The following is a 13548-nucleotide window of genomic DNA, read 5'->3' on the forward strand; positions in this document are numbered from 1 at the left end:
GCGTTTTTTCATGATCGGGACCAGGGACATGTCGTATCGCGTCGTCAGCATTATTTTGCTGTTTCTAAGCTGGGGCGCCGTTGCGCAGGAACCGGCCATTTCCTATACCCGTGACATTCAACCGATCTTCACCGAAAAGTGCGTCGCCTGCCACGCCTGCTACGACTCCGCTTGTCAGCTTAATCTGGGCAGTGGCGAAGGCGCGGCCCGTGGCGCGACCAAAACGCCAGTCTACGACGGCGAACGCAGCGTGGCCGCCGCGCCGACTCGACTGTTCTATGACGCCTTCGGCAAACGCGCCTGGCAACACAAGGACTTCTATTCGGTGCTCGATGCCCAGGGCAGCCAGGCCGCGCTGATGGCGCGGATGCTGGAACTCGGCCACAAAACCCCGCTGACCCCCAACGCCAAGCTGCCGGAAGACATCGTGCTGGGCCTGAACCGGGAAAACATGTGCGCCATTCCGGCGGAGTTCGACGGTTACGCCGGTGCCCACCCGAAAGAAGGCATGCCGCTGGCGGTCACCGGGCTGACCGATCAGCAATACCAGACGTTGCAGCGCTGGCTGGCGTCCGGGGCGCCGATTGATGAACAAGGTCTGGTGCCTTCCGCGAAGGAAGCGTTGGAGGTGGTGCAATGGGAAAACTTGCTCAACACCAACGGTTCTCGCGGCAGCCTTGTAGGGCGTTGGTTGTTTGAACACTGGTTCCTCGCGCACATCTACTTCAAGGATGGCGAGCCGGGGCATTTCTTCCAGTGGGTACGATCGCGCACGCCGACCGGCCAGCCAATCGACCTGATCAACACGCGCCGGCCAAACGACGATCCGGGCACCCAGGTTTATTACCGGCTGTGGCCGGTGCAGGGCGTGATCGTGCAGAAGACCCACATCACCTATCCGCTCAGCGCGGCGAAACTGGCGCGGGTCAAAAGCCTGTTTTTCAGTGGCAACTGGCAGGTCAACGCGTTGCCAGGTTACGGCCCGGAGCGCCGGGCCAATCCGTTCACCACCTTCGAAGCGATCCCGGCCCAGGCGCGCTATCAGTTCATGCTCGATAACGCCGAGTACTTCGTGCGCACCTTTATTCGCGGCCCGGTGTGTCGCGGGCAGATCGCCACTGACGTGATTCGCGACAACTTCTGGGCGCTGTTCCAGGCCCCGGAACATGACCTGTACATCACCGACCCGAACTATCGCGGCCAGGCCACGCCGCTGCTGGCGATGCCGGGGCAGAACGACGATGTCGGCAGCGTGCTGAGCCTATGGCACAACTACCGCGACAAGCGCAATGAATACGAAGCCCTGCGCCGGGACAGCTATGCCGATGCGCCGGCGCCAAGTTGGTCGACCTTGTGGGCCGGAAATGACAACGCGCTGCTTTCGATCTTCCGTCACTTCGACAGCGCCTCGGTCAACAAAGGCCTGATCGGCGACGTGCCACAAACCATGTGGCTGTTCGATTTCCCGTTGCTGGAGCGCACTTATTACCAGTTGGCGGTCAATTTCGACGTGTTCGGCAACGTCTCTCATCAGGCCCAGACGCGCCTGTATTTCGACCTGATCCGCAACGGCGCCGAGCAGAACTTCCTGCGCCTGATGCCTGCCGATTCCCGGGACGATTACCTCGACGATTGGTACCAGAGCAGCGGCAAGTTCAAGATGTGGCTGGATTACGAAGCCATCGACAACGACAAGCCAACCGCGCTGAAACTCGACGAAAAAGACCCGAAACGGGATTTCGCCATGCAGTTGCTGGCCCGTTACGGCGACCTCAACGCCAAGCCTGACCCGATCAACCGTTGCGACGGCGCCTATTGCTCGCGGCCGAACATCGATCCGGCGTTGCAGAATGCCGAACAGGCTTTGAGTCGCCTGACATCGCGGCCGGCGGCGGGTTTGAAGGTGATCGACCAGTTGCCCGAAGCGACCATGCTGCGCATCGAAACTGCCAGCGGCAAACGCGAGATCTACAGCCTGCTGCGCAACCGCGCCCACAGCAACGTGGCGTTCCTGCTCGGTGAGTCCCTACGCTACCAGCCAGGGCTCGACACGCTGACCATTTATCCGGGTGTGCTCAGCAGCTATCCGAACTTCATGTTCAACATCCCGGCGCAGGAGGTGCCGGCGTTTGTGGACGCCATGGAAAACGCCAAGGACGCCCATCGCTTCGAGAAAATCGTCGAGCGCTGGGGGATTCGCCGTAGCCATCCGCAGTTCTGGTTTTACTTCCATGACCTGAGCACCTACGTCCACGAAACCGACCCGGTGGAAGAGGGCGTGCTGGACATGAATCGGTACGAGAATCTTTGATCGACTTTTGAATCGCAGTTGCTGTCCCAATCCAGAGACCCCACAGATTCCAATTGTGGGAGCGAGCCTGCTCGCGAAGGCGGTGTGTCAATCGACATAAATATTGCCTGACACACTGCATTCGCGAGCAGGCTCGCTCCCACAGGGATCTGTGGTGATTGGTGGATTTGTGTTCGGGAGGGCGATTGATGTTGATTTCAGTACAAGCCCTGCGCGCCATCGCCGCCTGGGCGGTGGTCTGCCACCATTTCATGCAGATTTTCTTCGACTTCCAGGCCCGTGGCCCGGTAGGGCAGGCGTTCATCGACAAGGGTGCCGTGGGCGTCGATATCTTCTTCGTCATCAGTGGCCTGGTGATTTTCCTCTCGACCCAAGGCAAATCCCTGCCGCCCGCGCGATTCCTGTTGTATCGGCTGTTTCGCATCGTCCCGGCGTACTGGTTGTACACGGCACTGATGGCGCTGGTGGTGGTGTTTGCCCGGCCGGTATTGCCGGATCAAAGCGTCGACTGGTCGCATTTCCTGCTGTCGCTGTTGTTTATTCCTACGGAAAATCCCGGCGGCTATGGGATTTATCCGACCCTCAACGTCGGCTGGACCCTCAACTACGAAATGCTCTTCTACCTGCTGTTCGGCTGGGCGCTGCTGTTCCGTTTGCACTTCAGGCTGGTGATCGTCGCGGCGTTGCTGTTCGCGGTGTGTCAGACCTGGACCGGGTATGGCTGGGTCAGCGAGTTCTACCGTTCGGACATCGTTTATGAGTTCTTGCTGGGGATCGCCATCGGCATGCTGTACCGACGGGGCTGGATCAAACCGGGGTTGTGGCTGCCGTTGCTGGGGATTGTCGGTGCATTGCTGGCGATTTATCACTGGGCGCCGGCGCCGCGTTTCCTGACTTGGGGCTTGCCGAGCGCGGTGCTGGTGATAGCGTGCATCGCGCTGGAGCGTTATTTCGAGAACAACCGGGTGTTCGAACTGCTCGGTAATTGTTCCTACTCGGTGTACCTGATGCATGTGCTGGTGCTGTCTGCCGGGGGATTTGTCGCACAGCGGTATGGCGTGAATCCCTACGTGATGTTCGGTGTTTGCGCGGCGACTATCGGTCTGGCGTCCTGGGCAAGCTATGAATGGGTGGAAAAACGCAGCTATCGGTGGCTTAAAGCCAGGATTGACGGCGAAATGGTTGCTCAGCCAGCACTGGCGCTTTCCCGACAAAAATACTAGGACTTTGTACGGCGCGATGATTGGCGTAAACTGCGCCCAAGCCTGCGAGGAGTTTCCATGACCGCTATTACCATCACTGACGCCGCCCACGATTATCTGGCTGATCTGCTCTCCAAGCAGAACACCCCAGGCATCGGCATCCGCGTCTTCATCACCCAGCCTGGCACCCAGTACGCCGAAACCTGCATTGCCTACTGCAAGCCGGGCGAAGAAAAACCTGAAGACACCGCGTTGGGGCTCAAAAGCTTCACCGCGTACATCGATTCGTTCAGCGAAGCTTTCCTGGACGACGCGGTCGTCGACTACGCCACCGACCGCATGGGCGGCCAGCTGACCATCAAGGCGCCAAACGCCAAAGTCCCGATGGTCAACGCCGACAGCCCGGTCAACGAGCGCATCAACTACTACCTGCAAACCGAGATCAACCCGGGGCTCGCGAGCCACGGCGGTCAGGTCAGCCTGATCGATGTGGTCGAAGACGGCATCGCCGTGCTCAAGTTCGGCGGCGGTTGCCAAGGCTGTGGCCAGGCAGACGTGACCTTGCGCGAAGGCATCGAGCGCACCTTGCTCGAGCGCGTTCCCGAGCTCAAGGGCGTGCGCGACGTGACCGACCACACGCAGAAAGAAAACGCCTACTACTGAGTAAGGTGTTCGCTGCAAACATAAAAAACGGCGCCCCGTGAGCGCCGTTTTTTTATGTGTGATCGTTCCCACGCTCCGCGTGGGAATGCAGCCCGGGACGCTCTGCGTCCCAACAGCGGACGCAGAGCGTCCATTGAGGCATTCCCACGCAGAGCGTGGGAACGATCATTTCAGGGACGATACAAATGCGCATGCCCGGCACGGTATAGCGACGACTCACTAAAGTGATCGCTCCCCAACACCCTGCCCACCAGAATCAACGCCGTGCGCCGAAACCCCTTGGCTTCAACCTTCGCGGCAATGTCCTCCAGCGTCCCGACCACCCAATCCTGATCCGGCCACGTCGCCCGGTGAATCACCGCAATCGGACAATCCGCGCCGTAATGCGGCAGCAACTCCGCCAGGATCTTCTCCAGATGATTGACCCCCAGATGAATCGCCATGGTCGCCCCATGCTGCGCCAGGCTGCCCAGTTCTTCGCCCGCCGGCATCGCGGTCTTGTCGGCATAGCGGGTCAGAATCACGCTTTGCGAGATATCCGGTAACGTCAGTTCTGCTCCCAGCAGCGCTGCGCAGGCCGCCGTCGCCGTGACGCCAGGCACGATTTCAAAAGGAATACCCAACTCACGCAGATAGCGAATCTGCTCGCCAATCGCGCCGTACAAACCCGGATCGCCCGAGTGCACCCGCGCCACATCTTGCCCATTGGCGTGGGCGTTCTTGATCAGTTCGATGATCTGTTCCAAGTGCAACTCGGCGCTATTGACCACCGTTTCCGCCTGATGGCCTTCCAGCACGGCAGCCGGCACCAGGGAGCCGGCGTAGATAATCACCGGGCAACTGCGGATCAGGCGCTGGCCCTTGACGGTGATCAGTTCCGGGTCGCCGGGACCTGCGCCAATGAAGTAGACGGTCATCGTCAATTCCTGTGTGAAAAGAGGCTTGGGCAAGGCTTCAGATGAAGATTGCTCATGATCGAGGCGGGGATTATCGGGGTTTTTACGCAGCGCTGGCCAATGCGAGAGTAGCCTGGGCGTATTTTTGTCGGGAAATCAGCAGCTTCGCCGGTGCCTGAGCCAGATGCTCGGCCAGGGCCAGGGCGGCACTTTCCGCGACGCCGTAGCAGCCGGTGCGTTCAAACGCGATCTGCGACTGGTGGCTGAGTTGCGGTTGATAGCCGGCCAATTGCTCACTGCTGAAATACATCAGCTCCAGCCCCAACTGCGCGGCCAATTCGATCAGGCCCGGCTCATCGCGCTTCTGGTCGATGCTGGCCAAGGCCTTTATCTGGCGAAGTTCGATGTGATGCGCTTGCAGTGCCTGATCAAGCAGCGCCCGCAACGTGCTGGCGGGGCAGCCGCGTTGGCAGCCCAGGCCGACCACTAAAGTCGGCGCTGTGCCTGTGTCGGTCATGCGTGGTATTGACCATCGCTTTTGCGGCGGAACAACCAGGCGCTGATCAGGCCCAGGGCCAGCCAGAACACCACGTTGGTCAACTGCGAAGCGATTTTGAACTGGGATTCCAGGGCTTCCGGCGCCAACATCGAGTGGACTTCCGGTTGTGGGGCGCCAATCACGTGCGGCACCGCCAGAATCGCCACGCCGAGGATCTTCATCAGCCAGTGACGGCTGAACACGATCAGCGCGATGCCGACAGCGGTGGACGCCGCAGTGCCGATCCACCAGATCTGCCGTTGCGCCAGATCCGCAGCGGCGGTGCCCGGCAATTCAGGCGGCAGGCCGAGGGTCGGCGCCAGCACGAAGGTTGCGTAACCCGCCAGGCCCCAAAGCAGGCCCTGAGCGGTTTTGGTCGGTGCGCGCAAGGTATAGAGACCGGCGAGCATCAGTGCAAAACCGACGGCGACCACCAGGTTACCGCCCGTGGTGGACAGCACGCGCTGCCAGCCGTCTTCCGGTTCCCAGGCTTCGGCGTCGTGGGTGTGAGCGGCCATGGCGCCATCGGCGTGCTCGTGAGCCACTACTGTAGCAGGCTCGGATTTTTCATAGGTTTCCGCCTGGAGAATCAGCGGGGCGACCCAGAAACTTTGCAGCAGAGTCAGCAACAGGGCGGCCAGCAGCCCGGTGAAACCTGCAGTTTGCGCGATACGCTTGATCATGTCGGCAGGTCTCAATGGCACGGGAACGCGGAGCTGTGACGGGTATCGTGGGCGGCGTTGTGCACCGCTTCGATGTGCGAGAAACCGGCGAAGTACACCAGGCATGCGCCCAGGATCGACGCACAAACGGCGGCGGTCAGGCGTTGGCTCAGGGTGGTCGTGGTGCTGGCGTTGCTGTGGTCGGTGCTGCTGATGATCGACATGGCGCTTCCCTCTGGTCTGTCAGCGGGTGAATCGAGCGCATGCAAACCCCTGCGAGCGTGCGCGCAGAGGTTCAAACAGCGCCCGCCCACCGCGGGTTTGTTATTCAGTGATCGTACTGGTCACTTTGTGTTGCGGGCCGGTCTCCGGGCTCGCGAGGGGTCAAGGCTTGCGCCGGACCAGCAAGAATCACCTTCCCATGCCGGGTTGCTGGCACAGTGGATCTGATTCTTCGCTCGCTTACCGTTGCGGGGGCAGCACCGGACTGACATGACTTTAGAGTAAAGCACATGATTCACCGGTTTCCCGTTTCACCCTGTGAAGGGCACCCGTAACAAGGCGTGTAGGAGAGCATGGGCGGGGCTGGGGAGTCAATTGGCATGGGTTCTCAGTTGGAAACCGAGTCGCGCCCTTCGCGAGCAAGCCCGCTCCCACAGGTGACCGCATTCCCATGTGGGAGCAGGCTTGTGTGGGAGCGGGCTTGCTCGCGAAGGCGCCCTCACAGTCACCACTGATCCAAGCAGAACATTGACCCGCCCCCACACCATGCGTAGCCTTGCGCTTTCGAGGTTCTTCGGCGTTTGCCGAAGCTAAGAAGGGAACGCGGTCGATGCCGCGGCTGCCCCCGCAACTGTGAACGGTGATGTTCGCTGCCACGCCACTGCAAGCCCCTCCAAAGGGTTCGCGGGAAGGCGCAGCGAACGCCAGGCCCGCAAGGCCGGCGCACTGAAAGCCAGGAGACCTGCCTCGAAACGAATTCTCACTACAACCGGGCGGGGTGATCCGGTGGCGAAATCTTCCGCGCGCATGGCGTTGCGGTCGTCGTCCCGTATGCCCGCCACCTTGCCAAAGGGCATCCGATGAAAACACTGGCCAAACTCCCCGTCACCATCGTTACCGGCTTCCTCGGCTCGGGCAAAACCACCTTGCTGCGGCACATGCTCGATAACTCCCAGGGGCGCCGCATCGCGGTGATCGTCAACGAATTCGGCGAGCTGGGCATTGACGGCGAAATCCTCAAGCAGTGCTCCATCGGCTGCACCGAAGAAGAAGCCAACGGCCGCGTCTACGAACTGGCCAACGGCTGCCTGTGCTGCACGGTCCAGGAAGAGTTCTTCCCGGTGATGCGCGAACTGGTGGCCCGTCGCGGCGACCTCGACCACATCCTGATTGAAACCTCGGGCCTGGCCCTGCCAAAACCTTTGGTTCAAGCCTTCCAGTGGCCGGAAATCCGCAGCGCCTGCACGGTTGACGCGGTCATCACCGTAGTCGACAGCCCGGCCGTGGCCGCCGGCACCTTCGCCGCGTTCCCGGATCAAGTCGACGCCCAGCGCAAACTCGACCCGAACCTGGACCACGAATCGCCACTGCACGAATTGTTCGCCGACCAACTGGCCAGCGCCGACCTCGTCATCCTCAACAAGGCCGACCTGATCAGCCCTGAAGACCTGGCCCGCGTGCGTCTGGAAGTCGCCGAAGAACTGCCGCCCGCGGTAAAAGTCATTGAAGCCAGCAGCGGTCGCGTGCCACTGGACGTGCTAATCGGCCTCGGCGCCGGTTCCGAAGAACACATCGACAGCCGTCACAGCCATCACGATCATCACCACGAAGGTGAAGACGATCACGATCACGACGCTTTCGATTCGATCTCCATCGAACTGCCACAAGCCGACGAAAGCCTGCTGATGGACGCGCTGACCCAACTGGTGGTCAAGCACGGCATCCTGCGGGTCAAGGGTTTCGCGGCGATCCCGAACAAGCCGATGCGCCTGCTGATCCAGGGCGTGGGCACGCGCTTCGACAAGCATTTCGACCGTCAGTGGGGCGCCGATGAGGCGCGCACCACGCGCCTGGTGCTGATCGGCCAGGAACTCGACGCCGCTCAACTCGAAGCGCAATTGCGCGCCGCGCTCAGCGTTTAAGCCATGCACCTGCTCAGGACCCAGCCCGGCGGTTTCGTGTCGGATGACAACATTGCCGACCTTGGACAAACCCCCGCCGAACTGGTGATCCTGTGCAGCGGCGATTCCAGCCTGGCGCTGCTCGCCGAAGCCGCACAGCAACTGCCCGACGACTACCCTAGCGTGCGTCTGGCAAACCCGATGCAGGTGCAAAACCACGCCTCGGTGGACTTGTACGTCGACGAAGTGCTGCGCCACGCCAAGGTGATTCTGATTTCGCTGCACGGCGGCATCGCCTATTGGCGTTACGGCGTCGAGCGCTTGGTCGAACTGTCCGAGCGCGGTGTGCAATTGATTCTGGTGCCCGGCGATGACCGCCCGGACCCGGAACTCAGCGATCTCAGTACCGTGGGCGCGGAAGACCGCGACCGGCTCTGGCAGTTTTTGCGTCAGGGCGGCATGGGCAATGCCCTGGATTTCTTCCGCTGTCTGGCCAGTCAGTGGCTGGATCGCGACTACGCCTGGGCCGAGCCGCAAACCCTGCCACGCACTGCGATCTATCACCCGCACAAAAGCCCCGCTGAACTGAGCGATTGGCAAGCCGATTGGCAGGCCGATCAACCGGTGGCGGCGGTGCTGTTTTACCGCTCGCATTTGCAGGCGGCGAACACCGCTTTCATTGATGTTTTCTGCCAGCGTTTGCAGGCGGCGGGGCTCAACCCGTTACCGATTGCGTTGGCCAGTTTGAAAGAACCCGACTGCCTGACGGTGGTCGAGGATTTGCTGGATGGGGTCGAAGCGGCGGTGATTCTCAACACCACCGGTTTCGCCCAATCCAGCCCCGAAGCGCCGCACCTGCGACCGTTTCGCCGCAATATCCCGGTGATCCAGGCGATTTGCGCCCAGGACAACGAGCCCGGCTGGCGCGCCAGCGAACAGGGCCTCGGCCCTCGCGACTTGGCGATGCACATCGCGTTGCCGGAACTCGACGGGCGGATCATCAGCCGACCGATCAGCTTCAAGGATCTGGCCTGGCGCAGTGAGCGCAGTCAGTCCGACGTTGTCTGTTACCGGCCACAACCGGAACGCATGGACTTCGTCGCCGAACTGGCGCGGCGCTGGATCGAATTGGCGCGGGTGCCCAATGGCGAAAAACGCATCGCGCTGATCCTCGCCAACTACCCAACGCGGGATGGTCGCATCGGCAACGGTGTCGGCCTAGACACCCCGGCAGCGGCGCTGAACATCCTGCGTGCGTTGTATCAAGAAGGTTATCCGCTGCCCGCCGAATTGCCGGAGAGCGGCACCGCGTTGATCCAGCAGTTGCTCGGCGGCGTCAGCAATGACCTCGACACCCTTGACCAGCGTCCGTGCATGCAAAGCCTGGCGCTGGACGACTATTTGCTGATGTTCGACGCGCTACCCGAAGCCAATCGCCAAGCGGTGCAGGAACGCTGGGGCCCGCCGCAAAACGATCCGATGTTCCGCGGCGGTCGGATGATGATTGCGGGGCTGCGTTTCGGCCTGACCTTCGTCGGCATTCAGCCGGCCCGGGGTTATCAGGTCGATCCGAGCGCGGTGTATCACGATCCCGATCTGGTGCCGCCCCATGGCTACCTGGCGTTCTACTTCTGGCTGCGCAACACCTACCGCGCCCACGGCTTGATCCACGTCGGCAAGCACGGCAACCTAGAATGGCTGCCGGGCAAAGGCGTGGGGTTGTCGGAAAACTGCTGGCCGGACGCACTGCTCGGACCGCTGCCGAACATCTATCCGTTTATCGTCAACGATCCGGGCGAGGGCGCCCAGGCCAAGCGCCGCACCCAAGCGGTGATCATCGATCACCTGATGCCGCCGCTGACCCGTGCCGAAACCTACGGCCCGCTGCGTAATCTTGAGTTGCTGGCGGACGAGTATTACGAAGCACAACTGCTCGATCCGCGCCGCGCCCGGGAGTTGCAGCGCGACATCCTGCAACTGGTGCGCGACACCCACATCGACCGCGAATTGCAACTGGACGAGAAACTCGACAGCGATGCGGATGCGGCGATCTGGCTGCCGCGCCTGGACACGTACCTGTGTGATTTGAAGGAATCGCAGATTCGCGATGGCCTGCACATCTTTGGCGAATCGCCGACCGGGCGCTTGCGCATTGATACGTTACTGGCGTTGCTGCGGATTCCGCGTGGGGACGGGCGGGGCGCTCAATCGAGTTTGCTGCGGGCGTTGGCCAAGGCGTTCGCGTTGGGGTTTGATCCGCTGGATTGTGAGTTGGCCGAGCCGTGGGCCGGTGCGCGTCCTGATGAATTGCAAGCGATCAGCGAAGAAGCGTGGCGCACCGCAGGCGATACCCGCGAACGCCTGGAGTTGTTTGCCACACAACTGATCACGCGGGCCTTAGGCAACCCCGATCCCTGTGGGAGCGAGCCTGCTCGCGAATCGATCGATCACTCAACATCAATGCTGACTGACCCACCGCTTTCGCGAGCAAGCCCGCTCCCACAGGATCCCGGCTGGGCGGAAGTGAATGCGATCCTCGACAATCTGTGTGAGGTGGTCGCTCCAAGACTCGACGCCTGCGGCCCGGCAGAAATGCGTGGCTTGCTCGACGCCCTCAGCGGCCGTTTCGTCCCGGCCGGCCCGAGCGGCGCACCCAGTCGTGGTCGCCTCGATGTGCTGCCCACCGGGCGCAATTTCTATTCGGTGGACGTGCGTAACCTGCCGACCACCACCGCGTGGCGCATCGGTTTCCAGTCCGCCAACCTGATTCTCGAGCGGCACTTGCAGGACCACGGCGACCACTTGCGCCAGCTCGGCCTGTCGGTCTGGGGCACGGCGACCATGCGCACCGGCGGCGACGACATCGCCCAGGCCATGGCGTTGATGGGCGTGCGCCCGGTGTGGGCCACCGGCAGTCAGCGGGTCGATGATTTCGAAATCCTGCCGATCAGCTTGCTCGACCGTCCGCGCGTGGACGTGACCTTGCGCGTGTCCGGGTTCTTCCGCGATGCGTTTGCCAATCTGATTCGTCTGTTTGATGCGGCGGTACAAGCGGTCGCCGAACTGGACGAACCGGACGATCTCAATCCACTGGCAGCCAAGGTGCGTGCCGAGCGTGCAGCCTTGCTAGCCAGCGGTCTGGATGAAGACGCCGCACGACGTCAGGCCGGTTGGCGGATTTTCGGGGCCAAGCCCGGTGCTTACGGTGCCGGCGTGCAGGGCGCCATCGACGGACGTTTGTGGCAAAGCCGCGAGGACTTGGCCGAGGTGTATCTGAACTGGGGTGGTTACGCTTATGGCGGCTCCGATGAAGGAACGGCGGCGAGGGAACAATTCGCCCAACGCCTGAGCCAGGTGCAAGCGGTGCTGCAGAATCAGGACAACCGCGAGCATGACTTGCTCGATTCCAACGACTACTACCAATTCCAGGGCGGTATGCTGGCTGCCGTGGAAAGCCTCAGCGGCGAAGCGGCGGCGAGTTATCACGGCGATCACAGCCAGCCGGACTTGCCGAAGATCCGCACGTTGAAGGAAGAACTGAACCGGGTGATTCGTTCCCGGGCAGCCAATCCGAAGTGGATCGACGGCGTGAAGCGCCACGGCTATAAAGGCGCGTTTGAGCTGGCGGCGACGGTTGATAACCTGTTTGCGTTTGATGCGACCACGCAGTTGATTGACGATCACCAGTATGCGTTGTTGGCGGACGCGTATTTGCTCGACCCGGCGACCCGGGAGTTTGTCCGGGAGCACAATCCCCATGCCTTGCGCGATATGACTGAGCGGATGCTTGAAGCGCAGCAGCGGGGGATGTGGAAGGAGCCCGGTGAGTATCGCGAGGCGCTGGAAAACCTGTTGCTGGATATAGAAGAAAACAGTTGAGCGCTTAAGAGCCACCCCTCACCCCAGCCCTCCCGAATCGTCGGACCGCCCCAAGGGGGAGAGGGGGAAAGGGAGCCGATCTTCATGCTTTTAAAATCCGGAGTTCGACTCGATGTTTCAGGTCGATGTAGCTCGCAAAACACCTCGGTCAGTCCCCTCTACCCTCTGGGGAAAGGGTTAGGGTGAGGGGTGATTCGACCTGACACGCCACAATCATCAATAACACCGAAAACCCCAAGACCACGAACCGAGACAATCCCGATGACCGACACCCCCCATTTCCCGCTCTCCGCCGTGGTCGGCGCCGATGACTTGAAGCTTGCTCTGTACCTCACCGCCATCGACCCGAAAATCGGCGGCGTGCTGATCGAAGGCCCGCGCGGCATGGCCAAATCGACCCTGGCCCGTGGCTTGGCGGACCTGCTCGCCAGCGGCCAGTTCGTCACCTTGCCCTTGGGCGCCACCGAAGAACGCCTGGTCGGCACCCTCGACCTCGACGCCGCCCTGAGCGACGGTCGCGCGCAGTTTTCCCCCGGCGTGCTGGCCAAGGCGGACGGCGGCGTGCTGTATGTCGATGAGGTCAACTTGCTGCCCGATCACCTCGTTGACCTGTTGCTCGACGTGGCCGCCAGCGGCACCAACCTGATCGAGCGCGACGGTATTTCCCACCGGCATTCGGCGAAGTTCGTGCTGATCGGCACCATGAACCCGGAAGAGGGCGAACTGCGCCCACAACTGCTCGACCGCTTCGGCCTGAACGTCGCCCTCAGCGGCCACACCGCACCCGTCGAGCGTGGTCAGATCATTCGGCGCCGACTGGATTTCGACAGCGATCCCCACGGCTTCTGCGCCGAATGGGAAAGCCAGCAACACGCCTTGCGCGAGCGTTGCCAGCAGGCACGCAGTACGTTGGCGAGTATTCCCCTGGATGACGCCGCACTCGCGCACATCACCGAGCGCTGTTTTGCCGCCGGGGTCGATGGTTTGCGTGCCGACCTGGTCTGGCTGCGCGCCGCCCGTGCCCATGCGGCCTGGCGCGGGGCAAGCGCGATTGGCGAGGAAGATATCGATGCGGTCGCCGAGTTTGCCTTGCGCCATCGGCGTCGCGAACATCCTCACGCGCCACCGCAACAAACGCCACAGTCACCGACCACCGATAATTCCAACCCGAGCGAAGGCCAGGGTCAGTGGGGCGAAATGCCCGCCCAGGCCCTGCCGGTCGGCGCCCGACGTGAAGTGCCGAGCTGGCCAAAAAAGCCCTAGGCATTCGCCCT

10 protein-coding genes and 2 riboswitches are annotated in these 13548 nt (G+C 61.9%); of the genes, 6 read left to right on the forward strand and 4 right to left on the reverse strand.

Translation table 11 applies throughout. From position 1 onward, the window contains the following. Positions 1-28: 28 nt before the first annotated feature. From ACIQY3_RS04120 to nfuA, 3 genes are all read left to right on the forward strand, one after another. Positions 29-2311, forward strand: coding sequence for a fatty acid cis/trans isomerase (locus ACIQY3_RS04120; protein WP_403017511.1), 2283 nt, complete (start codon positions 29-31; stop codon positions 2309-2311). 188 nt (positions 2312-2499) lie between these two features. Further along, complete coding sequence (locus ACIQY3_RS04125) at positions 2500-3534, forward strand: acyltransferase family protein (RefSeq protein WP_403017513.1); 1035 nt, start codon at positions 2500-2502, stop codon at positions 3532-3534. Between the two features lie 57 nt (positions 3535-3591). Continuing rightward, entirely contained in the window at positions 3592-4176 is a 585-nt protein-coding gene (nfuA, locus tag ACIQY3_RS04130; RefSeq protein ID WP_054050953.1) for a Fe-S biogenesis protein NfuA, read from the forward strand. Positions 4177-4346: 170 nt separating this feature from the next. Here the strand turns inward: nfuA and cobM are convergent, their stop codons facing one another. The 4 genes from cobM to ACIQY3_RS04150 all read right to left on the reverse strand — a co-directional run bounded on the left by cobM (position 4347) and on the right by ACIQY3_RS04150 (position 6496). Next, complete coding sequence (cobM, locus tag ACIQY3_RS04135) at positions 4347-5093, reverse strand: precorrin-4 C(11)-methyltransferase (protein ID WP_403017515.1); 747 nt, start codon at positions 5091-5093, stop codon at positions 4347-4349. Between the two features lie 82 nt (positions 5094-5175). Beyond that, a complete protein-coding gene (locus tag ACIQY3_RS04140) occupies positions 5176-5589 on the reverse strand; it encodes a cobalamin biosynthesis protein (protein WP_403017517.1) in 414 nt (137 codons plus the stop codon). Then, positions 5586-6293, reverse strand: coding sequence for a CbtA family protein (locus tag ACIQY3_RS04145; protein ID WP_403017519.1), 708 nt, complete (start codon positions 6291-6293; stop codon positions 5586-5588). The genes ACIQY3_RS04140 and ACIQY3_RS04145 overlap by 4 nt, the downstream gene beginning before the upstream one ends. Positions 6294-6304: 11 nt before the next feature. Continuing rightward, positions 6305-6496 (reverse strand): CbtB domain-containing protein, encoded by a 192-nt coding sequence (locus ACIQY3_RS04150; RefSeq protein WP_403017521.1) that lies wholly within the window; start codon positions 6494-6496, stop codon positions 6305-6307. Positions 6497-6613: 117 nt separating this feature from the next. Further along, a riboswitch (cobalamin riboswitch) is annotated at positions 6614-6842 on the reverse strand. Between the two features lie 202 nt (positions 6843-7044). Next, a riboswitch (cobalamin riboswitch) is annotated at positions 7045-7259 on the forward strand. Positions 7260-7354: 95 nt separating this feature from the next. On the opposite strand from ACIQY3_RS04150, the gene cobW reads away from it, so the two are divergent. The 3 genes from cobW to ACIQY3_RS04165 all read left to right on the forward strand — a co-directional run bounded on the left by cobW (position 7355) and on the right by ACIQY3_RS04165 (position 13537). Beyond that, on the forward strand, positions 7355-8416 hold the full coding sequence (cobW, locus tag ACIQY3_RS04155; RefSeq protein WP_403017524.1) for a cobalamin biosynthesis protein CobW: 1062 nt from the start codon (positions 7355-7357) through the stop codon (positions 8414-8416). A gap of 3 nt (positions 8417-8419) precedes the next feature. Beyond that, on the forward strand, positions 8420-12274 hold the full coding sequence (gene cobN, locus ACIQY3_RS04160; protein ID WP_403017528.1) for a cobaltochelatase subunit CobN: 3855 nt from the start codon (positions 8420-8422) through the stop codon (positions 12272-12274). Positions 12275-12535: 261 nt separating this feature from the next. Then, positions 12536-13537, forward strand: coding sequence for an ATP-binding protein (locus tag ACIQY3_RS04165; RefSeq protein WP_403017530.1), 1002 nt, complete (start codon positions 12536-12538; stop codon positions 13535-13537). Positions 13538-13548: the final 11 nt, after the last annotated feature.

Origin of the sequence: Pseudomonas sp. NPDC096950 (assembly GCF_044762525.1) — a bacterium.
In the GTDB taxonomy this organism is placed as follows: Bacteria; Pseudomonadota; Gammaproteobacteria; order Pseudomonadales; family Pseudomonadaceae; genus Aquipseudomonas.